This window comes from Streptomyces sp. NPDC107550 (assembly GCF_055639095.1).
Genome location: NZ_JBVKBC010000043.1, coordinates 1 through 21,579, shown reverse-complemented (window position 1 = coordinate 21,579; position 21,579 = coordinate 1). Strand labels below are relative to the sequence as shown.

General features: G+C 73.0%; 18 protein-coding genes and 1 pseudogene. 9 read left to right on the top strand and 10 right to left on the bottom strand.

Features of this window, described 5'->3' with window-relative positions; genetic code table 11:
* Positions 1-89: 89 nt before the first annotated feature.
* A complete protein-coding gene (locus ACZ7LY_RS32080) occupies positions 90-500 on the bottom strand; it encodes a MarR family winged helix-turn-helix transcriptional regulator (protein ID WP_471628274.1) in 411 nt (136 codons plus the stop codon).
* An 86-nt stretch (positions 501-586) separates the two neighbouring features.
* Here ACZ7LY_RS32080 and ACZ7LY_RS32075 point away from each other — a divergent pair, with 86 nt between their 5' ends.
* From ACZ7LY_RS32075 to ACZ7LY_RS32060, 4 genes are all read left to right on the top strand, one after another.
* Complete coding sequence (locus ACZ7LY_RS32075; RefSeq protein WP_471628273.1) at positions 587-2,179, top strand: MFS transporter; 1,593 nt, start codon at positions 587-589, stop codon at positions 2,177-2,179.
* Positions 2,180-2,288: 109 nt separating this feature from the next.
* Positions 2,289-2,603 carry a DUF6332 family protein gene (locus tag ACZ7LY_RS32070; protein WP_471628272.1) on the top strand — a complete coding sequence of 105 codons (315 nt, stop codon included), beginning with the start codon at positions 2,289-2,291 and terminating at the stop codon, positions 2,601-2,603.
* Between the two features lie 220 nt (positions 2,604-2,823).
* The gene (locus ACZ7LY_RS32065; protein WP_471628271.1) at positions 2,824-3,252 is read left to right on the top strand and encodes an effector-associated constant component EACC1; all 429 of its coding nucleotides are present in this window, start codon (positions 2,824-2,826) and stop codon (positions 3,250-3,252) included.
* A complete protein-coding gene (locus ACZ7LY_RS32060) occupies positions 3,249-6,002 on the top strand; it encodes a caspase, EACC1-associated type (RefSeq protein WP_471628270.1) in 2,754 nt (917 codons plus the stop codon). Before ACZ7LY_RS32065 ends, ACZ7LY_RS32060 begins: the two co-directional genes overlap by 4 nt.
* Positions 6,003-6,059: 57 nt before the next feature.
* Here ACZ7LY_RS32060 and ACZ7LY_RS32055 read toward each other — a convergent pair whose 3' ends face one another.
* From ACZ7LY_RS32055 to ACZ7LY_RS32045, 3 genes are all read right to left on the bottom strand, one after another.
* Positions 6,060-6,725, bottom strand: coding sequence for a response regulator (locus tag ACZ7LY_RS32055; protein ID WP_471628269.1), 666 nt, complete (start codon positions 6,723-6,725; stop codon positions 6,060-6,062).
* Entirely contained in the window at positions 6,722-8,113 is a 1,392-nt protein-coding gene (locus ACZ7LY_RS32050; protein ID WP_471628268.1) for a sensor histidine kinase, read from the bottom strand. Before ACZ7LY_RS32050 ends, ACZ7LY_RS32055 begins: the two co-directional genes overlap by 4 nt.
* A 387-nt stretch (positions 8,114-8,500) precedes the next feature.
* Positions 8,501-9,250: a TetR/AcrR family transcriptional regulator gene (locus ACZ7LY_RS32045; protein ID WP_471628267.1), complete on the bottom strand. Its 750-nt coding sequence runs from the start codon at positions 9,248-9,250 to the stop codon at positions 8,501-8,503.
* A gap of 611 nt (positions 9,251-9,861) precedes the next feature.
* Between ACZ7LY_RS32045 and ACZ7LY_RS32040 the strand changes: the two genes are divergently transcribed.
* Complete coding sequence (locus tag ACZ7LY_RS32040) at positions 9,862-10,275, top strand: nitroreductase/quinone reductase family protein (protein WP_471628277.1); 414 nt, start codon at positions 9,862-9,864, stop codon at positions 10,273-10,275.
* A gap of 217 nt (positions 10,276-10,492) precedes the next feature.
* On the opposite strand, the gene ACZ7LY_RS32035 is transcribed toward ACZ7LY_RS32040, so the two are convergent.
* Positions 10,493-11,722 (bottom strand): geranylgeranyl reductase family protein, encoded by a 1,230-nt coding sequence (locus tag ACZ7LY_RS32035; RefSeq protein ID WP_471628266.1) that lies wholly within the window; start codon positions 11,720-11,722, stop codon positions 10,493-10,495.
* A 142-nt stretch (positions 11,723-11,864) separates the two neighbouring features.
* Here ACZ7LY_RS32035 and ACZ7LY_RS32030 point away from each other — a divergent pair, with 142 nt between their 5' ends.
* Complete coding sequence (locus tag ACZ7LY_RS32030) at positions 11,865-13,226, top strand: M20/M25/M40 family metallo-hydrolase (protein WP_471628265.1); 1,362 nt, start codon at positions 11,865-11,867, stop codon at positions 13,224-13,226.
* A gap of 142 nt (positions 13,227-13,368) precedes the next feature.
* On the top strand, positions 13,369-14,097 hold the full coding sequence (locus ACZ7LY_RS32025) for an MBL fold metallo-hydrolase (RefSeq protein WP_471628276.1): 729 nt from the start codon (positions 13,369-13,371) through the stop codon (positions 14,095-14,097).
* A gap of 96 nt (positions 14,098-14,193) precedes the next feature.
* Here ACZ7LY_RS32025 and ACZ7LY_RS32020 read toward each other — a convergent pair whose 3' ends face one another.
* Positions 14,194-15,189, bottom strand: a complete 996-nt coding sequence (locus ACZ7LY_RS32020; RefSeq protein WP_471628264.1) for an NUDIX domain-containing protein — start codon at positions 15,187-15,189, stop codon at positions 14,194-14,196.
* A 767-nt stretch (positions 15,190-15,956) separates the two neighbouring features.
* On the opposite strand from ACZ7LY_RS32020, the gene ACZ7LY_RS32015 reads away from it, so the two are divergent.
* Positions 15,957-16,403, top strand: a complete 447-nt coding sequence (locus tag ACZ7LY_RS32015) for an STAS domain-containing protein (protein WP_471628263.1) — start codon at positions 15,957-15,959, stop codon at positions 16,401-16,403.
* Positions 16,404-16,468: 65 nt separating this feature from the next.
* Here the strand turns inward: ACZ7LY_RS32015 and ACZ7LY_RS32010 are convergent, their stop codons facing one another.
* Positions 16,469-17,473: an ROK family protein gene (locus ACZ7LY_RS32010; RefSeq protein WP_471628262.1), complete on the bottom strand. Its 1,005-nt coding sequence runs from the start codon at positions 17,471-17,473 to the stop codon at positions 16,469-16,471.
* A gap of 184 nt (positions 17,474-17,657) precedes the next feature.
* Between ACZ7LY_RS32010 and ACZ7LY_RS32005 the strand changes: the two genes are divergently transcribed.
* Positions 17,658-18,695, top strand: a complete 1,038-nt coding sequence (locus ACZ7LY_RS32005; RefSeq protein ID WP_471628261.1) for a LacI family DNA-binding transcriptional regulator — start codon at positions 17,658-17,660, stop codon at positions 18,693-18,695.
* A gap of 104 nt (positions 18,696-18,799) precedes the next feature.
* On the opposite strand, the gene ACZ7LY_RS32000 is transcribed toward ACZ7LY_RS32005, so the two are convergent.
* The 3 genes and pseudogenes from ACZ7LY_RS32000 to ACZ7LY_RS31990 form a co-directional block, all read right to left on the bottom strand.
* Positions 18,800-20,098 (bottom strand): DUF6986 family protein, encoded by a 1,299-nt coding sequence (locus ACZ7LY_RS32000; protein ID WP_471628275.1) that lies wholly within the window; start codon positions 20,096-20,098, stop codon positions 18,800-18,802.
* Between the two features lie 218 nt (positions 20,099-20,316).
* Positions 20,317-21,279, bottom strand: a complete 963-nt coding sequence (locus tag ACZ7LY_RS31995) for an electron transfer flavoprotein subunit alpha/FixB family protein (protein ID WP_471628260.1) — start codon at positions 21,277-21,279, stop codon at positions 20,317-20,319.
* Positions 21,280-21,339: 60 nt separating this feature from the next.
* A pseudogene (locus ACZ7LY_RS31990) lies at positions 21,340-21,579 on the bottom strand (electron transfer flavoprotein subunit beta); the annotation flags it as partial.

The following is a 21,579-nucleotide window of genomic DNA, read 5'->3' as shown; positions in this document are numbered from 1 at the left end:
ACCCGCTACGACAAGACCGCCGAGTCATACACCGCCGCCATCACCCTGGCCTCACTCCTCATGTGGACATGACACTTTGACGACAGACCCTAGGGCTCCCCGTTCAGCATCCGGCTCAGTACCGCGCGCTGCACCGGACGGACCTCCGCATGCAGCGCGCGCCCCTTCTGGGTGACGCACACGCGCACTCCGCGCCGGTCCTCGCTGCACATGCCGCGCTCGACGAGACCGTCCTTCTCCAGCCGCCCGATCAGGCGGGACAGCGCGCTCTGGCTGAGGTGGACCTGCGCGGCGATCTCCTGCACGCGAAAGCCCGACGTGCCGTCCTCGGGCTCGCCCTCCACCAGGACGTCCAGGACCTCGAAGTCACTGGCGCCCAGGCCGTGGTGGTGAAGCTCGCGGTCCAGCTCGCAGATCGTGCGCGCGTGCACCGCGAGGATGTCCCGCCATTGGATCACGAGACCTGACGCGTCTTCCGCGTCCGACTGATGTGCCGCCATGAACGCACGGTAGCAGAAAAAGAACGTTTGTTGCATCGGAATTAAATGCACTTGCAGTCAATGCATGTGCATGTAGTCTGCTGCGCATGACCTCTCCGCTCACCGAGGCTCCGCCCTCCCCTGCCCCGTCCCAGGAGCGCTGGTCCCCGCGCCTGTGGGGGACGCTGCTCGTCCTGTGCGCCGCGATGTTCCTCGACGCGCTCGACGTGTCGATGGTCGGCGTCGCACTCCCCTCCATCGGCACCGAACTCGGCCTGTCCACCTCGACGCTCCAGTGGGTCGTCAGCGGCTACATCCTCGGCTACGGCGGCCTGCTGCTCCTCGGCGGCCGCGCGGCCGACCTGCTCGGGCGGCGCCGCGTCTTCCTCGTCGCCCTCGGCGTCTTCGCCGTCGCCTCCCTGCTCGGCGGGCTCGTCGACTCCGGGCCGCTGCTCATCGCGAGCCGCTTCATCAAGGGGCTGAGCGCCGCATTCACCGCCCCGGCCGGCCTGTCCATCATCACGACGACGTTCGCCGAGGGCCCGGTGCGCAACCGCGCCCTGTCCATCTACACCACCTGCGCCGCCACCGGCTTCTCCATGGGCCTGGTCCTGTCCGGGCTGCTCACCGAGGCGAGCTGGCGCCTGACCATGCTGCTGCCCGCGCCCATCGCCGTCATCGCCCTGCTCCTCGGCCTGCGTCTCATCCCGCACAGCGCCAAGGAGGACGCCCGCGGCGGCTACGACCTGCCCGGCGCGGTCACCGGCACCCTGTCGATGCTGCTCCTCGTGTTCACCGTCGTGCAGGCGCCCGACGCGGGCTGGGGCTCGGCCCGTACGCTCCTGTCCTTCCTCGCCGTCGCGGTCCTGCTCACCGTGTTCGTCGCCATCGAGCGGCGCTCGCCCGCTCCCCTCATCCGCCTCGGTGTGCTGCGCTCCGGGTCCCAGGTGCGCGCGCAGCTCGGCGCGATGGCGTTCTTCGGCTCATACGTCAGCTTCCAGTTCCTGGCCACCTTGTACCTCCAGTCGCTGCTGGGCTGGTCGGCGCTGAGCATGGCGCTGGCGTTCCTGCCGGCGGGCGCGCTGGTCGCCCTGTCGTCGACGAAGGTCGGCTCGATCGTCGACCGGTTCGGCACGCCCCGCGTCATCGCCACAGGCTTCGCGCTCCAGGTCGCGGGCTACGCGCTGTTCCTGCGCATCGACCTCGACCCCGTCTACGCCACCGTCATCCTGCCGTCCATGCTGCTGATCGGCGCGGCCTGCGCCCTGGTCTTCCCCTCGCTCAACATCCAGGCGACGAACGGCGTGCACGACGACGAGCAGGGCATGGTCTCCGGCCTGCTCAATACGTCCGTGCAGGTGGGCGGGGCGATCGTACTGGCCGTGGTGACCGCCGTCGTCACCGCCGCCGCCCCGGCCGGCTCCTCCCCGCAGGCCGTCCTCGACAGCTTCCGGCCCGGCCTGGTGGTCGTCACCGCCATCGCCGCGGCGGGCCTGCTGATCACGCTGACCGGCCTGCGCACTAAGCGGGCGCGCGAGACGGTCGTCGTCGCGGCCTCCATGCCGGCCTCCGTGTCCACCGCCACGCCCGCCCCGGCGACGGCCGCCACGACTCCTGCTGCTCCGGCGGCCGGGGTGGCTCCGGCCGCCGGGGTGGCTCCGGCGGCTCCGATGGCCGAGCAGCTCGCGGTACGGGACTGAACCACGCGGCCCCGCATCGCGGTTCGGGGGACGGGACCGGCAGGCGGAACCCTCGCCTGCCGGTCCCGCGTCTGCGAGACTCGGCCTGACCGACCATCAGGAGGCCCACGTGAACGCACGTACACCGAGCACCGACCCGGCGAGCGCCACCGGCCACCCCTGCGACCCGGCGCTGACCGGCGGACGACGCACGCAGGCACAGCGCGACGCGATGACCGTGGAGATCGGCTTCGCCCTGTTCACCGGCGTCCTGCTCGGCGCGGCGGTCGCCCTCCTGATCGCCCTGCCCGTCCTGGTCGGCACCCCGGCCCCGGCGACCGGCACGTTCCTCGTCCGGCTCGCCGTCGTCGCGGGGTCGGTCGCGTGCCTGGCGCGGGTGGCCCGGGTCCTGTGGCGCTTCGGGCGACGCGGCCCCACCGCCTGACACCGTCGCCACGACAGCGGGGGCCGGGTGCAGGGTGCAGGGTTGCAGGGTTCGGTTGTACGTCCGTACGGCTTGTACGTCCGCACGGACGCGAGGGCGCCGGTGCGGGTGACGGCACGCGGCCGGAGAGGACCCGTACCGCCCGGTGAATCCGCCGGAAACCTCTGCCCCGAGATCGTCCGGTGTCTATCGTGAGGGCCTGGCACATTCCGGGGGAGCGATGCGCATCCACATTGCGGCGGGGGACGCCGACACCGAGGGCACAGACGGCACACACGGCACGGACGACACCGTCGCGGACCTGTACCGCTGGCTGCGGCAGGACCCCGAGGTCCGCGGCGGCCGGACGAAGGTCACGCTGACGCACCGGCCGCGGCCAGGAACCCTCGGGGCGGCCGAGATCATCGACATGGTCCTCGGCCACACCTTCTCCGCGCTCAACTTCGCGCTGGCGTACGCCGCTTGGCGTGCCGCGCGGCCCGCGACGCCGCCGCCTCCCCCGCTGACGCTCACCGATCCCGAGGACGGTTCGACGTTCGTCCTGCGGGACGGTTCGGAGGAGTCGCGGCGGCTGCTCGTGGCGTGGCTGGAGCGCGGGCGCGACGCCCACGAGGGGGGCCGCCGCGACACCCCGGCGGGGGACGCGTGATCCACCGGCCCGACCCCGCGCGCTCGCGCGCCGTGCTCATCGGCGTCAGCGACTACGCGCATCTGGAGGAGCTGCCGACGGTCCTCGACACCGTGCACGGCCTGCGCGAACTGCTCTGCGACCCGCGCGTGTGGGGCCTGGACCGGGGCCGCTCCGGCTGTCGCGTGCTGTACAACCCGCGCACCCCGCAGGAGGTCCTGAACGCGATCCGCGAGGCCGCCGAGGAGGCCGAGGACGCGCTCGTCGTGCACTTCGTCGGGCACGGACTGGTCTCCCACCACGGCGAGTTGCTGCTCGCCATGCCGGGATCACGCCCCGGCCAGGACTTCGAGTCGGTGTCCTTCGCCGACGTACGCAACGTCCTGACCAACGGCGGCGGCGCCGCCCGCAAAGTCATCCTCCTGGACTGCTGCTACAGCGGACGCGGCCTGCCCGGCACCATGGGCAGCCCCGACGCGCTCGCCGATCTGGCGGAGGTCGAGGGCACGTACGTCATGACGGCCTGCGCGGCGACGCAACTGGCGATGGCCGATCCGGAGGAGCGGTACACCGCCTTCACCGGCGAGATCGTCAAGGTCGTCGAGGCGGGCATCGAGGGCGCGGGCCCGCTGCTGACCATGGAGGCCCTTTTCCACGCGGTGCGGGCGGGGCTGCGCCGCCACGGCGGGCTCCCGGTGCCGCAGCAGCGCTCCGACAACGGCGGCCATCGGCTCGCGCTCCTGCGCAATCTGTCGCCGTTCCCCGAGGGCCGCCCCGCGCCCACTCCGGCCCCGGCGCCACCCCCACCGGCGCCGGCCCCCACCCCGACCCCGACCACAACAGCCCAGGTCCCGGCGACATCCGCGACGACCCAGGTCCCGGTGACGTCGGCGAAGCCCGGGGGCAGGCGGGCCCGGTGGCGGATGCCGGGGCGGACCGGGCTTCTCGCGGCGGGCGTCGCGCTGGTCCTCGTCGCGGGCGGTGTCGCGCTCGCCCTCATCCCCCGCGCCGACGCTCCTGCGGACGCCAAGAGCGCCCTGCCGTCCTGCACCGCGCCGTCCGCCCGGGTCCGGGTCGCCGCCTCGCTCGACCTCTCCGTACAACTGCGGGACCTGGCCGGGAAGTACGGGGCCCGACGGGCGGCGGGGACGTGTCTGAAGGTGTCCGTCGTCGGCAAGGACTCCGGCGCCGCCATGGACGCGCTGGCGAAGGGCTGGCCGGAGGGCAACGGCGCGCGCCCCGACGTGTGGTCGCCCGCCGGGGACGTGTGGCTGTCGCTGGCGCGGCAGCGGGCGGGCGCGGCGGAGAAGGACTGGTTCCCGGCGGGCACCCCGCGGCCCATCGTCACCAGCCCGCTCACCATCGCCATGCCCGAGCCGATGGCCCGCGAGCTGGGCTGGCCCGAGCGCCGCGTCGGCTGGAGCGACCTCGCGGCCTGGGCGAAGGACGACCGCGACTTCTGGAAGAAGCAGGGCAAGCCGCAGTGGGGCGCGTTCCGCCTCGGCAAGACCAACCCGCACTACTCGACGTCGGGTCTTGAGGCGACCGTCGCCGCGTTCTTCGCCGCGACCGGCACCAGCGGCGAACTCGTCGAGCAGGACATCACCGCCCGCAAGAACCAGGAGTTCGAGCGGAGCATCGAGCAGTCGGTCGTGCATTACGGCGACACGAGCCTGACGTTCCTCGCCAACCTGCGCCGCGCCGACGACCAGGGATCCGACCGTGCGCTGTCGTACATCTCGGCGGTGACGGTCGAGGAGAACGCGGTGCTCGCCTACAACTCCGGTTATCCGTGCGGCACTCCGAGCACCGAACCCGGCTGCGCGAAGAAGGACCCGCCGCGCACCAAACTGGTCGCGTTCTACCCGCAGGACGGCGTCGTCTTCTCCCGGCACCCGTTCATCGAACTGTCCGGCATGTCGAAGGCACAGCGGGCGGTGGCCCGGGACTTCGAATCGTATCTCCACTCCGCGAAGGCACAGCGGTACATGGCGTCGTACGGCTACCGCACATGGCGCAAGACGCCGACACCGCTGGTGAAGCAGGAGAACGGCGCACTGCCCGGCATCCGCCTGACCGAACTGCCGCTCCCCTCCCCCGCCGTACTCGACAAGATCCATGCCACCTGGCCCCTGCTGCGCAAGCCGGCGAACGTGCTGCTGCTCATCGACACCTCCGGCTCCATGTCCGACGACGTCAGCGGGCAGGGCCGGACGAAGATGCAGATCCTCCAGGCCGCCAAGCCCGAACTGTTCGGCCGGGACGGGTTCAGCGACACCGACCGCGTGGGCCTGTGGACGTTCTCCGCCGCGAGCGCCCTCGGCGGCAGACCCGACTACCGCGCGCTCACCCCAGTCGGGCCCATGGGCGAGAAGCTGCGCGGCGGCACCCGGCGTACCGTGCTCGGCCGCCATGTCGACGGCCTGGAACCGAAGGGTGCGACCGGCCTCTACAACACCATCGGCGCGGCCGTCGCCTCCGTACGCGACGCGTACGACCCGGGGTCCATCAACGCCGTCATCGTCCTCACCGACGGCCGCAACGAGATCAGGGGCGGCCTCGGCAAAGACGCCCTGCTGCGCCAACTCGCCCCGGGCGCGAAGCCGGTGCGCGTCTTCACCATCGCGTACGGCGACGGGGCCGACGAGCACGACGCGAGCGGCAAGAGCGTCCTCCAGGAGATCGCGGAGGCGTCGGGAGGCCGCGAGTACGACGCGAAACGCCCGGAGTCGATCACGGACGTCCTCACGAACGTCATCTCCAACTTCTGACGCTTGTACGGGACTTCGGCGGCAGCGGTGCCGTACGGGCGGGTCCGGCGCGGCCGGTCAGCCGAGCCAGCCGGGGCGTACGAGACCCGACTCGTAGGCGAGGACGACGAGTTGGGCGCGGTCGCGGGCGCCGAGCTTGACCATGGCGCGGCTCACGTGGGTCTTGGCGGTGAGGGGGCTGACGACGAGGCGGCGGGCGATCTCCTCGTTGGACAAGCCGATGCCGACGAGGGCCATGACCTCCCGCTCCCGTTCGGTGAGCCGGGCGAGGCTGCCTGCGCCCGCGGGTTCCTTGGAGCGGGCGGCGAACTCCGCGATGAGCCGCCGCGTCACTCCGGGCGAGAGCAGCGCGTCTCCGTGGACGACGGCCCTTACCGCGCGCAGCAGTTCATCGGGTTCGGTGTCCTTGACGAGGAACCCGGAGGCGCCGGAGCGGATGGCTTCGAAGACGTACTCGTCGAGTTCGAACGTCGTCAGCATCACGACCTTCACGTCCGTGAGCGCGGGGTCGTCGCCGATGCGACGAGTGGCGGCGAGCCCGTCGAGCGACGGCATACGGATGTCCATGAGGACGACGTCGGGGCGCAGTTCGCGCACCTTGCGCACGGCTTCCTCGCCGTCGGCGGCCTCGCCCGCGACCTCGATGTCGGCCTGGGCGTCGAGGAGTGCCTTGAATCCGGCGCGGACGAGCGACTGGTCGTCGGCGAGCAGGACGCGGATCAACGGGGTTCCTCCGGCGAAGGGGAAGGAGCAGGGGCAGGGGCAGGGGCGGCCGCGGGCGGGGTGAGGGGCAGGGCGGCGACGACCCGGTAGCCGCCGCCGGGGCGCGGGCCCGCCTCGATGGTGCCACCGAGGGCGGCGGCCCGCTCGCGCATCCCGGCGAGCCCGTTGCCGCTGCCGCCCGCTTCGGCGTGGCTCGCGGGTCCTTCGTCGTCGATGGTCAGGGTCAGGCGGCCGGGCGCGTACCGCAGGAGGACGCGCGCGGTACGGGACTCGGAGTGCCGGACGACGTTGGTGAGCGCTTCCTGCACGATCCGGAACGCGGCGAGGTCGGCGCCGGGCGCGAGCGCGGCAGCCTCGCCCTCGGTGCGGACGTCGACGGTGAGTCCGGCGTCGGCGGCCTGCGCGGTGAGTTCGGGCAGCCGGTCGAGCCCCGGGGCGGGGGCGCGGGGGGCGTCGCCGGGGGTGCGCAGGGTGTCGAGGACCTGGCGCACCTCGCCGAGCGCCTCCTTGCTGGCGGCTTTGATGGTGGCCAGCGCGGTACGGGCCTGCTCACGGTCGGTGTCGAGGAGGGCGAGGCCGACGCCGGCCTGCACGTTGATCACGGAGAGGGAGTGGGCGAGGACGTCGTGCAGTTCGCGGGCGATGCGCAGCCGCTCCTCGTCGGCGCGGCGCCGGGCCGCCCGCTGCCGTTCCCTGCGGGCGTGTTCCCACTGTTCGCGGCGGGCGCGGGCGAGTTCGGCGACGGCGATCAGCGCGAGCGCCCAGGCGAGGACGAACGCCTCCTGCGTCCACGGCGCGGGCCCGTCCCCGCGCGGCGGCAGCCATCGGTACAGCCAGTGGGCGATGACCAGACGCCCCGCCCACACCAGTCCGACCGCACCCCAGGCCGCCCTGCGGTGCCCGGCGATCAGCGCGGAGAAGCAGCCGACCGCGACGGCCAGGAACACGGGCCCGTACGGGTATCCGGCGCCGACGTAGACGAGCGCGCCGACAGCGGTCCCGTAGGCGACAGCTACGGGGAAGCGGTGCCGGGCCAGCAGTTGCAGCGCGCAGACCAGCAGCAGGAACCGGCCGAGGGCGTCGAGCGGGACGCGGGCGGGCTGGCCGTGCGCGGCGAAATGCGAACCGACGAGGACGACGAGGGCGACGAGACCCGTGGACCGCCACGGCAACCGCGCGTCCCGGGCATCCACGGCGGCGGGCTGCCACCAGGGTGGGGCGGGGGTGCGGTGATCTTGGGTGCTGGCGGGGGTGGGCGTGCCCGAGGCGGGCGTGCCGGGGTCGGGGGCGCCGAGGGTGCCCGGGGCGGGAGCGCCGGGGTCGGGGGCTTGGTGGGCGTCGGCGGCGTCCTTCTCGCCCAGGGCGTCGCGTCGTCGCTGCTCTTCCATGCGGCAACGCTAAGGCGCGCGGGGCGGTCGGGGCATCAGCCGGGCGGGGTGGGCGCGGGTACTTCCGTGGGAGTACGGGGGGGCTGCGCCGGGCGGGTCACGGGCTTGGCGGGGCGATTGGGGGGGGACGGTGGGGAGCGTCGGCCGGAGTGAGATCGCCGGGTGCGACTGTCGGGTGCGGCTCGGGAGTACGGAGAGGAGGTGCCCGCCGGGGCCGAGCCTGCGGGGATCTCACTGGGCGTACGAGTGGAGGCGCCGGGCGGGTCATCAACTTCGGCCGGGGCCCATCGGCGGGCGGATCGGCGGCACCGGCCAGAGGGAGTTGCCGGGCGCCGATCAGGGGGGGGCGGGCCGGAGGTCATGGCGGTGCCGCCCGCCGCGTCCGGGTCACTTCACGAGGCCGACCTCCCGCGCCAGCCTGCCGGCCGCCTCGTCGAAGAAGGCGGTGCGGTCTTCGACGACCCGGTCGAACTGCCCGAACACCTCGAACCCCACCAGCCCGTACAACTGCGCCCACGCCATCACCAGCGCCGAGATCAACGCGGGCGGCAGATCGGGCGCGAGCAGCGCGGTGAGCCGCTCCGCCTCGGGCCGCGCCCCCGCGGACAACGGGGGCAACGCCACACCCCGCCCCCCGTAGGCGTCCCGCAGGATCTGGATGAGCAGCAGGCCGACGCGGGACGCGGACTCCACGGTCGTCGACGGCGCGCTGTACCCGGGCACCGGCGAACCGTAGATCAGCGCGTACTCGTGCGGCTGCGCCAACGCCCACGCCCGCACCGCCCGGCACACGGCGACCCACCGCTCGGCGGCCACGGCGTCGGGGTGCACGGCACGCGCATCGGCGTCGGCTCGCTCCGCCGCGTCACCGAGGGAGTCGTACGCGTCGATGATCAAGGCGGTCAGCAGCTCGTCGCGGCTGGGGAAGTAGCGGTACAGCGCGGAGGAGACCATGCCGAGTTCGCGGGCGACGGCACGCAGCGACAACTTCGCCGCGCCCTCCTGCGCCAGCTGCCGGCGGGCCTCGTCCTTGATGGCGACGGTGATCTCCTGTCGCGCCCTGGCCCGGGCGCCCTGGGCGGTGGCGCTGGAAGGTCGGGGCGGTTGGGGCGGTCGGCTGCTTCGGCTCGCATTCATGTGGGTCAGTGTTCCATGAGCAGAGCAGCATTCACCCTTCGGAGCGGCGCTCTTATCTCGGAGCGGTGTTCTCGCTCGGGGACGGTGCTCTTGGTCGGGGTGGCGGGGCTCTCGGCGCGGGTCCGCGCTCTTGGCACGGGTCCGCGCTCTTGGTTCGGAGCAGTGCTCTTGGTTCGGAGCGGCACTCTCGGCGCGGATCGGCGCTCTCCTTTCGGAGCACCGCCCGCGCCGCAGGTCCCGTACGACGGCGCCGCCTGGTTCTCGATTCGGAGCAGTGATCTCCGTACGGAGCCGACGCCCGAGAATAGAGCGGCGCACACAAAAGAGAGCACTGCTCTTGCTTTAGAGCAGCGATCCGCGCACACTGCTCTTAAGTGAGAGCGGTGCTCTCGAATCAGAGCATCAGTCACGACGTCCAGGGAGATCACATGCGCGCCACACCCACCACACTCACCACACCCACCACGCCCGTCACACCCACCCCTCTGGCCACGAACGCGAACGCCACGCCCGCCCCGCCCGCTGGCCCCCCCGCCCCCACCGGCACCGGGCCCGCCGCCCGCGCCGGTGAGGCGCAGTCGCCGTACTACTTCCGGAGCAACCCGTTCGAGATGCGGCTCAACCGGTTCATGGGGTGGCTCGCGCGGCACGGGGTGACGGTGGCCGGGACGGCGGAGATGTCCGTCCGGGGGCGTAAGAGCGGGCAGATGCAGCGCATTCCGGTGAACCCGCACACGTTCCGGGGCGAGCAGTACCTCGTGTCGGCGCGCGGGCACTCGCAGTGGGTGCGGAACATGTTGGCGGCGGGCGGCGGGGAGTTGCGCGTGGGGCGGAAGGTGCGGACGTTCGAGGCGGTGCCGGTGGCGGACGGTGAGTTGAAGCGGCTGGTGCTGCGGACGTACCTGGAGAAGTGGGGGTGGGAGGTCAACCGGTTCTTCCAGGGCGTCACGGCGAAGTCCTCGGACGCCGAACTGGACGCGGCGGCCCCCGACCACCCCGTCTTCCGCATCACCGTCCGCGATTGAGCGCGCCGCCCGCCCCTCACGCACACCGGCGACCGTCAGCCCGCCCGGCGAGCATCACCCCGCCCTGCAACCGTCACCCCGCCCCGGCGACCGTCAACCCGCCCGAGCCGACAGCACCGCCGTCACGACAGCACCGCCGGCCCCACCGGCACCGCCAGCCCCGCCGGTACCGCCAGCCGCACCCGCACCCCTGCCCCGCCCCCGACCGCCCCGAACCTCAGTGGTCGAAACGCGACAGCACTCGCCCGGCGACCGGATGCGTGCGGACGATCTCGCCGAGGGAGGAGGAGCCTCGGGTGATCTTCGCAAAGGCGTTCCACGCGGGGCGGAAGCCGGTGATGGCGGCGTGGAGCATGCCGGGACGGCGTTCGAAGACGTTGAGCATGCGCTTGCCGACGGCCATCTCGACGCCGAGGCCGGCCTTGATGGCGAACGCGTAGTTCAGTGCCTGGCGGCGGGCGTCGACCGCGTCGTGGGACTCGGCGACCCGGACCGCCCACTCCCCCGCGAGCCGTCCCGAGCGCAGGGCGAACGAGATGCCCTCCCGCGTCCACGGCTCCAGCAGGCCCGCCGCGTCCCCGCACACGAGGACCCGCCCGCGCGAGAGCGGCGAGTCGTCGGCGCGGCAGCGCGTGAGGTGCCCGGAGGAGACGGACGGTTCGAACCCGGCGAGGCCGAGGCGCCCGATGAAGTCCTCCAAGTACCGCTTGGTGGCGGCGCCTTCACCGCGCGCGGAGATCACGCCGACGGTCAGCGTGTCGTCCTTCGGGAAGACCCAGCCGTAGCTGCCGGGGATCGGCCCCCAGTCGATGAGGACGCGGCCGCGCCAGTCGTCGGCGACGGTCTGCGGCACCGGGATCTCCGCTTCGAGGCCGAGGTCGACCTGGTCGAGCTTGACCCCGACGTGTGCCCCTATGCGGCTGGCGCTGCCGTCGGCGCCGACCACGGCCCGCGCGAGGATCGTCTCGCCGTCCTGGAGGACGAGGGCGACCGTGCGCCGGTCCGGCACGGACGAGCCGTGCTGCTCGACGCGCGTCACGGTCGCGCCGGTGCGCAGTTCGGCGCCGGCCTTCTGGGCGTGCTCGACGAGCTGGGCGTCGAACTCGGGCCGGTTGATCAGGCCGAACAGCATCGTGCGCGAGCGCCGGGTGCGAGCGTACTTGCCGTTGAGGGAGAACGTCACCGCGTTGACCCGGTCCTTGAACGGCAGGTCGAAGCCCGGCGGGAGCGAGTCCCGGGAGGGGCCGATGATGCCGCCGCCGCACGTCTTGTAGCGGGGCAGGTCCGCCTTCTCCAGGAGCAGTACGCGGCGCCCGGCGACCGCGGCCGCGTAGGCGGCGGACGCCCCGGCGGGGCCGGCGCCCACGACGACGACGTCCCACACGCTCCGCGCCGACTCCTCGGCCACGTCCTCGCCCTTGCCACCCGTGGGGTTCTCGCTGCTCACGATGGTCTACTGCTCCCGAATCGCCATCTGGGGATGCCTGCCGCACGTACTACCGCGCATCCTACGGCGGGCCGCGCGCGAAGCCTCTGTGGGAGGATCATTCGCACACCTGCACAACGTCGCACCCACGAGGAGCGTGCCCATGTCGCCGCATCCGATCGCCGAGACCGTCGCCTCTCTGCTGCCCCGCGCCAAGGCGGAGCTGGCCGAACTGGTGGCCTTCAAGTCGGTGGCGGACTTCGACCAGTATCCGAGGAGCGAGAGCGAGGGCGCGGCGAACTGGGTCGCGGACGCGCTGCGCGCCGAGGGCTTCCAGGACATGGCGCTGCTCGACACCCCCGACGGCACGCAGTCGGTGTACGGCTGCCTGCCGGGCCCGGAGGGCGCGCCGACGGTGTTGCTGTACGCGCACTACGACGTGCAGCCGCCGCTGGACGAGTCGGCGTGGGTCACTCCGCCGTTCGAGCTGACGGAGCGCGAGGACGGCCGCTGGTACGGGCGGGGCGCGGCGGACTGCAAGGGCGGTGTGCTGCTGCACCTGCTGGCGATCCGCGCGCTGAAGGCGAACGGCGGGGTGCCCGTCACCGTCAAGGTGATCGCGGAGGGCTCCGAGGAGCAGGGCACGGGCGGCCTCGAACGCTACGCCGAGCAGCACCCGGAGCTGCTGCGCGCCGACACGATCGTGATCGGCGACGCGGGCAACTTCCGCGTCGGCCTGCCGACGGCGACCTCGACGTTGCGCGGGATGACGCTCGTACGCGTGGAGATGGCGACGCTCGAAGGCAATCTGCACTCCGGGCAGTTCGGTGGCGCCGCGCCGGACGCGCTGGCGGCGCTGGTGCGCGTACTGGACTCGCTGCGCGCGCAGGACGGTTCGACGACGATCGACGGCCTGGACGCGTCCGAGTCGTGGGACGGTCTCCAGTACGAGGAGTCGGCGTTCCGCAAGGACGCCAAGGTGCTCGACGGGGTGGAGCTGATCGGCGCGGGCACGGTCGCGGACCGCATCTGGGCGCGTCCCGCGATCACCGTGCTCGGCATCGACTGCCCGCCGGTCGTCGGCGCGACGCCGTCCGTGCAGGCCGGTGCCCGCGCGCTGATCAGCCTGCGGGTGCCGCCGGGCACGGACGCGGCCGAGGCGGCGGAGCTGCTGATGGCGCACATCGAGACGCACACGCCGTGGGGCGCGCGGGTGAAGGTGGAGCAGGTCGGCCAGGGCCAGCCGTTCCGCGCGAACACGGCGAGCCCGGCGTACGCGGCGATGACCGACGCGATGGCGCAGGCGTACGACGGCCAGGAGATGCAGTACGCGGGCCAGGGCGGTTCGATCCCCCTGTGCAACACGCTGGCGTCGCTGTACCCGCAGGCGGAGATCCTGCTGATCGGGCTGAGCGAGCCCGAGGCGCAGATCCACGCGGTCAACGAGTCGGTGTCGCCGGAGGAGTTGGAGCGTCTGTCGGTGGCGGAGGCCCTGTTCCTCCAGAAGTACGCGGCGGCCAACTGACCGTCGCTCACCTTCTCGTGGGCCGCCCGGGCCCGTCGCGGGCTCTGCTGTGAGCCAAGTGGCGCGGTGCCGGACGGCCGCCGGCTCTACGGTCGGCGGCATGACAGACCACGACGGCACGCACGACGGCATGCACCACGGCATGGCGGACTACCCGATCACGCGGACGGTCGAACTGACGCCCCGGCTGCGGCTGTTGCGCTTCGCGGTGGGCCAGGCCTACCTGTGGCGGGACGGCAGTGACGTGACGCTGATCGACGCGGGTGCCCCGGGCGCGGCCCGGCCCATCCTCGCGGCCGTACGGGACTGGGGGCACGCACCCGGTGACGTACGGCGGATCGTCGTGACGCACTTCCACGAGGATCACGTGGGCGGGGCCGCCGAGTTGGCGCGGCTCACGGGCGCCGAGGTGGCCGCGCACCGGCTGGACGCGCCGTTCGTGCGCGGCCTTCGAGCGGGGCCGCCGCCCGTGTACGAGGACTGGGAGCGGCCCCTGCACGCGCAGGCGCTCAGCGCCCTGCCGCCGCCCGCCGAACATCCCGACCTGCCGCCGTCCGTACGGGAGTTGGAGACGGGCGAGGTGCTGGACTTCGGCGGGGGCGCGCACATCGTGGGGGCTCCCGGGCACACCGACGGGTCGATCGCCGTGCATCTGCCGGAGCACGGGGTGCTGTTCACGGGGGACGCGGTGGCCGCGTCGCCGGTCGACGGGCAGGTGCTCCTCGGCGTGTTCAACCTGGACCGGGAGCGCGCGGTCCGCTCGCTGCGTGAACTGGCCGCGCTGGACACGGACATCGCGTGCTTCGGCCACGGCGACCCGGCGGTCGGCGAGGCGGGCGCGACACTGCGGGAGACGGCAGCCGCGTACTGAACCGGCGTACGGCACCGCGTACGGAACCGCCTGCTGAACCGGCGTACGGCACCCACGTATTGGGCCCGCGCACGCGTCCCCGCGCGGGCCGCCACGTCAGCCCACGGGGACGCCGGCTTCGAGGTAGTGGGCGGCGCCGCGTTCCCGGGCGCGCAGGGCCCAGCGCAGGCGGGCGTAGCGCACGGGCGGGAGCAGGGACGCCGCCTCGGCCTCGGTGACGAACCGCCAGTCCCGCAACTCCGGCCCGGGCAAAAGCACCTGACGAGCCGTCACCGGGTCGAGGCGGCCGCCGTCGAACAGCAGGCGCAGACCGCCATAGCCGGGCGGCACGGGCCGCTCCCAGTCGACGACGAGCAGCCTCGGGAGTTCATCGAGCTGTATGCCGGTCTCCTCGGCGACCTCCCGGACGCCCGCGCGGGCGGGTGCCTCGCCGGCCTCGACGACCCCGCCCGGGAACTCCCAGCCCGGCTTGTACGTCGGATCGACGAGCAGCACGCGGTCCTCGTCGTCGAAGAGCAGCACCCCGGCGGCGACGGTCTCGGCGGTCGGCTCGGGCGTCTGCACGATGTCACAGAGCGGGGCCTGCCCGGTGCGGACGGCGGCGGCTATCCGGGCGGCGGTCTCGCGCGGGGTGAGGGCGCCGTTGTCGACGAGGTAGGCGTCGGCCGCGAGCCAGTGCGCGAGGGCGGCGCGGTAGGGCACGATGTCGGCGGGGAGTTCGCCGCTGGGGTCACGCTCACGCAGGATCGTTTCCCCTGGAGCAAGGACCACATGGCATACAGGTATCCGGCGCGCGGCGAGGGCCCCGAACATCTCGTCGCGGTACTCCTGGCGCAGCAGCCCCATGGGCACCACGAGGACTCCGCCGAGTTCGGCGAGCAGCGCGGCGGCCGTGTCCACGACCAGGCGGCGCCAGATCGGCAGTTCCCTGCGGTCGCTGACCTCGGCGAGCCGCTTGGCCGGAAGCAGCCGCTCCAGTTCGCCGTCGATCACGTCGGGGTCGAAAAGCGTGCAGTGCGGGATCAGATCGCTCAGCTCCCTCGCGGCGGCGGACTTACCGGCGCGTGACGCCCCGTTGACCCAGACGATCACGGTTCCCCCTCTTCGTCGGCCCCCTGTGGCTTGCCCGCAACACCCTGCCACGAAAACCAGCCCCTGATGAGGGGCGCCTCCGGCGCGACCAGGAGGGCGTACGGGGTGGCCGCGCGCGGGGCTCTGGGGGCCAGGGGGACAGATGTGACGCGTGGGGCACTCGTGAAACAGGGGGCATGTGTGGGGCGCGGGGCACGCGAGAAGCGCAGGGCGCATGTGGGGCGCGAGGCACGCGTGAGACGCGGGGTGCCCGCCTGCCGGCTCGGGGTGGACGCGACAGGCGGGCATCCGGGGCGGGCGCCACCCGCCCGCGCGCCTCCAGGCGTCGGGGGGAGGCCCGGAGTCCATCCGGGCACGTCACGGCCCCTCCGCTGCCCGACGGAGGGCCGTACGGCGTTCCCGGTGCGCTACGCAGTCAAGCGCACCCCGGGCGGCCGCAGAAGCGTGTGCGGGACGGCGGTGGCGGCACGCGGTTCACACGGGGTGCGAACCGGACACACGGGGTCTGTCACGCACCCCGCCCAGGGCCCCTGCCGCCAGAACCGCCCGAGTCAAGCCCCTCGCGCCCACATCACTCCATCAAGTGACATCGCCGTACCGGGAATCGTTACGGCACAGCGCCGTTCGCCTCGGCCCGCTAGCGTGGCCGTCCAGGCGCCCCAGCCCCCGGCGACCTCCCGCTACGTCTGCTGACCGCTACACGCACACGCTCGCACGGCTCCGCACCCTGGGGCTCTGCGGGGCGGGTGCACGCCCGGGGGGGGTCGATGCGACAAGGTAATCAACCGGACTATCTGGACGACGAGTTCGACGCGCACGACCACAGCGCCGACGGACCCGCGGACCTGCCAGGCGAGACGGCCGACCACCGTACGCCCGAGCTGCCCGCGCCTGTCGTGCACACACGCGGCGACTGCGCCGTCGTCGAACTCGGCGGCGAGATCGACCTGTTGGCGTTCCAGCGGCTGTCGCCGCTGCTCGACACCGTGGCGAGCGGCCCGTACCGCGTGGTGGCCGTCGATCTGACCGGCGTCACCTTCCTCGACTGCTCGGGGCTCACCCTGCTGGCCCGCGCGCACCGCAAGGCCGCCGACCGGGGCGCCCGCGTCACGGTCGTCACGCGGCACCGGCTCACCCGCCGCATCATCGACCTCGCCGGACTGACGGAGGCGCTGACACCCGTACCGACCGTGCCCCAGGCCCTCGGCACCTGAACTCCGGCCCGCCGGCGGGCCGGGGGCGCCCGGGAGTCCCTTGAGCCCCCTGAGCCCGAGCCCCCTCAGACCGTCTGGCGGAGTTCCGACCCGCTGCCCGCCCCCGCGCCCGTGCCCGCCTCCGTGCCCACGCCCGCGCCCGCACCCGCGCGGAGGGCGGCCGCCGCCGCGCCGACCAGGCCCGCGTCCGTGCCGGTGGACGCGGGGGCGACCGTGAGACGGCGGACGAAGGAGAGCGTGGCGTACTCCCGCAGCGACCGGCGCAGCGGGGCGAACAGGACGTCGCCCGCCTTCGCCACTCCCCCGCCGATCACCGCGATGTCGATCTCGACCAGCGTCGCGGTCGCCGCGATGCCCGCCGCGAGCGCCTGCGCCGCCCGCTCGAACGAGGCCACGGCCGCCTTGTCCCCCGCACGTGCGGCGCGGGCGACCGCCGCCGCCGACGTGTCACCGTCCGGACCGGGGAGCCAGCCGTCGTCGAGGGCGCGGCGCGCGATGTTCGGGCCGCTGGCGATGCGCTCGACGCAACCGCGCGCCCCGCACGGACACGGGTCGCCGTCGAGGTCGACGCTGATGTGGCCGATGTGACCGGCGTTGCCCGTGGGCCCGGGGTGCAGCCGGCCGCCGAGGACCAGGCCGCCGCCGACGCCCGTGGAGACGACCAGGCACAGCGCGTTGTCGTGGCCGCGTGCCGCACCCTGCCAGTGCTCGGCGGCCGTCATGGCGACGCCGTCACCGACGAGTTCGACAGGCAGCCCGCCCACCGCGTCCCGCACCCGGGCGACCAGCGGGAAGTCGCGCCAGCCCGGCACGTTGACCGGGCTGACCGTGCCGGCCGAGCGGTCGACGGGCCCCGCGCTGCCGATGCCGACGCCGCGTACGGCGGGCCACTGCGGCGCCGCCGTCAGCTCCGCGAGCACCTGCCCGACCGCGCCCATCACCGTCTCGCCGTCCTCCCGCGCGGGCGTCGGCCGCTGCGCCCGTACGAGGACGCGGCCCCCGCCGTCCACCAGAGCGCCGGCGATCTTGGTGCCGCCGATGTCGAGCGCGGCGACGAGGTCCATGTGCATCAGTGTCAGATCCCCTGAGGAGAAGGCCCGGATAGAGGCAGGTCGGAGAGGGCGACTCTAGGCAGATCGAGACCACCCCGCACATTCTCCCCCGCATCTGACAACGTTGTCCAGGGCCTATGCTCGACGCCACACGCCGGTACAGCATCATGGACCCGACGACGACAGGACAGGACTTCGCATAGTGGACCGCACCGCTCGCCGCTCCGAGAACCGCTACGGCAACCGCCCGACGATGAAGGACGTCGCCGCGCGGGCTGGGGTCGGCCTGAAGACGGTCTCCCGCGTCGTCAACGGCGAGCCGGGCGTCACCCCTGACACCGAGCGGCGTGTCCAGGAGGCCATCGCGGCGCTGGGCTTCCGGCGCAACGACAGCGCGCGGGTGCTGCGCAAGGGCCGTACGGCGAGCATCGGGCTGGTCCTGGAGGATCTGGCCGACCCGTTCTACGGGCCGTTGAGCCGCGCGGTCGAGGAGGTCGCGCGGGCGCACGGCGCGCTGCTCATCAACGGGTCGAGCGCCGAGGACCCGGACCGCGAGCAGGAGTTGGTGCTGGCGCTGTGCGCGCGGCGCGTGGACGGCCTGGTGGTGATCCCGGCCGGGGACGACCACCGGTATCTGGAGCCGGAGATCGCGGCGGGCGTGGCGACGGTCTTCGTGGACCGTCCGGCGGGGCGGATCGACGCGGACGTGGTGCTGTCGGACAACTACGGCGGCGCGCGGGACGGTGTCGCGCACCTGATCGCGGGAGGGCACCGGCGGATCGGTTTCATCGGTGACCGGCCGCGCATCCACACCGCGGTGGAGCGGCTGCGCGGGTATCGCGCGGCGATGGAGGACGCGGGGCTGCCGGTCGCGGAGCACTGGATGTCGCTCGGCGCCACGGACCCGGAGCGGGTGCGGGAGGCGGCGGAGCGGATGCTGACGGGCCCCGAGCCGGTCACGGCGGTGTTCGCGGGCAACAACCGGGTGACGGTGACCGTGGTGCGGGTGCTGGCGGAGGGCGAACGGCCCGTGGCGCTGGTCGGGTTCGACGACATCGAACTGGGCGATCTGCTCAAGCCCGGGGTGACGGTCGTGGCGCAGGACGCTGCCCAGTTGGGTCGGACGGCGGCGGAGCGCCTGTTCCGTCAGCTCGACGGGGGCTCGCCGCGCCCGGAGCGCGTGGAGCTGCCGACGCGGCTCATCCAGCGCGGCTCGGGCGAACTGCCGCCCGCCGACTAGGAACTGACGCAGCGACAGAACGCCTGCCCGTTCAAGGACTTGGGCGTACGAGACTGCCCCTCCCCCGGCCTGGGCCGGTGAGGGGCAGTGACGTGCGGTGGCGGTTACTCGGCGGTCGCCGTGAGCTTGCCGCGGCGCGGGCCCGCGTAGCCTTCGAGGCCCGCGAGGGTGAGGCCGGTCAGGCGGGAGACCTCGCCGACGTCGAGGGCGCCGCAGTCCAGGCCGCGCAGCAGGTACCCGGCGAGGGCCTTGGCGGTTGCGGGCTCGTCGGCGATGTCGCCGGAGGACTGGTTGGCGTAGGCGGAGATACGGGCGGCGGCCTGCGCGAAGCCCTCGCGGTAGAAGGCGAAGACGGCGGCGTAGCGCGTCGGGATGTGGCCCGGGTGCATGTCCCAGCCCTGGTAGTAGGCGCGGGCGAGGGCGCGGCGGGTGAGGCCGAAGTGCAGCCGCATGGCGTCGTGGACCTTGGCGGTGGGGCCGACGGGCAGCACGTTGGTGGAGCCGTCGGAGACGCGTACGCCGGTGCCGGCGGCGGCGACCTGCATGACGGCCTTGGCGTAGTCGGCGGCCGGGTGGTCGCTGGCCTGGTAGGCGGCGGAGACACCGAGGCAGGCGCTGTAGTCGAACGTGCCGTAGTGCAGGCCGGTCGCGCGGCCCTCGGCGGCGTCGATCATGCGGGCGACGGCGGCGGTGCCGTCGGCGCCGAGGATGGACTGGCTGGTCTCGATCTGGATCTCGAAGCCGAGCCGGCCGGCGTCGAGGCCGTGCTGCTTCTCGAACGCCTCCAGGAGCCGCGCCATCGCGGTGACCTGCTCCGGGTAGGTGACCTTGGGCAGCGTGAGGACGAGCCCGTCGGGCAGACCGCCGTGCTCCAGGAGGCCGGTGAGGAAGATGTCGAGGGTGCGGATGCCTCGGTCGCGTACGGCGGCCTCCATGCACTTCATGCGGATGCCCATGTGGGGGGCGGCCGTCCCGTTCGCGTACGCCTCGGCGATCAGGCGGGCGGCGCGGGCGGCGGTCTCGTCCTCGTCGGCGGAGGACGCGGGGCGGTAGCCGTCCTCGAAGTCGACGCGCAGGTCCTCGATGGGCTCGCGCTCCAGCTTCGCGCGTACGCGGTCGTGGACGGGCGCGGCGAGTTCGTCACTCAGGCCGAGGACGGCGGCGAACGAGGCGGCGTCCGGGGCGTGTTCGTCGAGCATGGCCAGCGCCTGGTCGCCCCAGGAGCGGATGGTGCCCGCGTCGAAGGCGTCGCCGGGGACGTAGACCGTGTGCACCGGCTGGCGGGTGCCGGGGTCTCCCGGGTAACGGCGGGCGAGCTCCGCGTCGACCGGGGCGAGCGAGGCGCTGATGCTCTCGCTGACCGCGCCGGCGAGGCTCGTCGACACCTTCTCCTGCTGACCCATTCCTGCACCCTCCATACGCTCACTGTTTCCGCTTCACGGAATCAACAATCCGTATAGTGAAGTTAACTGCCCGGGTGACCTGCGTCAATGGTCCCTCGATCCGGCCCGCCCCGGCAGAACCGGCCGCCTGAGGTCCCGGGCCTGCTACGCGAAACGGGGCCGCGCGGCGCTGAGAACGCCACGCGGCCCCGAAGGCACAGCCGTACTGCCGAATCGGTTCAGCCCTTGCGGGTCTTGATCTCTTCGGTGAGGGCGGGCACGACGTCGAAGAGGTCGCCGACGACGCCGTAGTCGACGAGGTCGAAGATCGGCGCCTCGGCGTCCTTGTTGATCGCGACGATCGTCTTCGAGGTCTGCATACCGGCCCGGTGCTGGATCGCACCCGAGATACCGGAGGCGATGTACAGCTGCGGGGAGACGCTCTTACCGGTCTGGCCGACCTGGTTGGAGTGCGGATACCAGCCCGCGTCCACCGCGGCACGCGAGGCACCCACGGCCGCGCCGAGGGAGTCGGCGAGCGCCTCGATCACCGCGAAGTTCTCCGCGCCATTGACCCCGCGACCGCCCGAGACGACGATCGCGGCCTCGGTCAGCTCCGGACGGCCCGTCGACTCGCGCGGGGTACGCGACGTCACCTTCGTGCCCGTGGCGGCCGGGGAGAACGACACCTCAAGCGCCTCGACCGCCCCAGCGGCCGGGGCCGCCTCCACCGCGGCACTGTTCGGCTTGACCGTGATCACCGGGACACCGGTGGTCACCGTCGAACGAGTCGTGAACGAAGCGGCGAACACCGACTGCGTCGCCACCGGCCCTTCCGCACCCGCCTCCAGGTCCACGGCGTCGGTGATGAGACCCGACGAGATCCGCAGCGCGAGACGGGCGGCGATCTCCTTGCCCTCCGCCGAGGAGGGAACCAGCACCGCCGCCGGGGACACGGCGGCGACCGCGGCCTGCAACGCGTCGACCTTGGGCACCACCAGATAATCGGCGTACTCGGCCGCCTCATGCGTGAGCACCTTCACCGCACCGTGCTCGGCCAGCACCGCCTGTGTGTCGGCGGCGCCGTTGCCGAGTGCGACGGCGACCGGGTCACCGATCCGGCGGGCCAGCGTCAAAAGCTCCAGCGTGGGCTTGCGGACGGCACCGTCCACGTGGTCGACGTAGACCAGAACTTCAGCCATGGGACTTCAATCTCCTGCAATCACAAAGAACGGGTGAGTGTTGACCGGGGTGACGCAAAGTCAGATGAACTTCTGGCCCGCGAGGAACTCGGCGAGCTGCTTGGCGCCCTCACCCTCGTCCTTCACGATCGTGCCCGCGCTGCGCGCCGGACGCTCCGCCACCGCCTCGACCTTCGTCCACGCACCCTCAAGGCCCACGTCCCCGGCCTCGATGTCGAGGTCCGAGAGATCCCACGACTGGACCGGCTTCTTCTTCGCCGCCATGATCCCCTTGAACGAGGGGTAACGCGCCTCACCCGA

Excerpts from the sequence above, each read along its gene's own strand:
- ACZ7LY_RS32065 (WP_471628271.1), top strand. The coding sequence starts at position 2,824 with ATGCGCATCCACATTGCGGCGGGGGACGCCGACACCGAGGGCACAGAC.
- ACZ7LY_RS32075 (WP_471628273.1), top strand. The coding sequence starts at position 587 with ATGACCTCTCCGCTCACCGAGGCTCCGCCCTCCCCTGCCCCGTCCCAG.
- ACZ7LY_RS32025 (WP_471628276.1), top strand. The coding sequence starts at position 13,369 with ATGGCGGACTACCCGATCACGCGGACGGTCGAACTGACGCCCCGGCTG.
- ACZ7LY_RS31995 (WP_471628260.1), bottom strand. The coding sequence starts at position 21,279 with ATGGCTGAAGTTCTGGTCTACGTCGACCACGTGGACGGTGCCGTCCGC.
- ACZ7LY_RS32050 (WP_471628268.1), bottom strand. The coding sequence starts at position 8,113 with ATGGAAGAGCAGCGACGACGCGACGCCCTGGGCGAGAAGGACGCCGCC.
- ACZ7LY_RS32040 (WP_471628277.1), top strand. The coding sequence starts at position 9,862 with ATGCGGCTCAACCGGTTCATGGGGTGGCTCGCGCGGCACGGGGTGACG.
- ACZ7LY_RS32015 (WP_471628263.1), top strand. The coding sequence starts at position 15,957 with ATGCGACAAGGTAATCAACCGGACTATCTGGACGACGAGTTCGACGCG.
- ACZ7LY_RS32010 (WP_471628262.1), bottom strand. The coding sequence starts at position 17,473 with ATGCACATGGACCTCGTCGCCGCGCTCGACATCGGCGGCACCAAGATC.
- ACZ7LY_RS32030 (WP_471628265.1), top strand. The coding sequence starts at position 11,865 with ATGTCGCCGCATCCGATCGCCGAGACCGTCGCCTCTCTGCTGCCCCGC.
- ACZ7LY_RS32080 (WP_471628274.1), bottom strand. The coding sequence starts at position 500 with ATGGCGGCACATCAGTCGGACGCGGAAGACGCGTCAGGTCTCGTGATC.
- ACZ7LY_RS32000 (WP_471628275.1), bottom strand. The coding sequence starts at position 20,098 with ATGGGTCAGCAGGAGAAGGTGTCGACGAGCCTCGCCGGCGCGGTCAGC.
- ACZ7LY_RS32045 (WP_471628267.1), bottom strand. The coding sequence starts at position 9,250 with ATGAATGCGAGCCGAAGCAGCCGACCGCCCCAACCGCCCCGACCTTCC.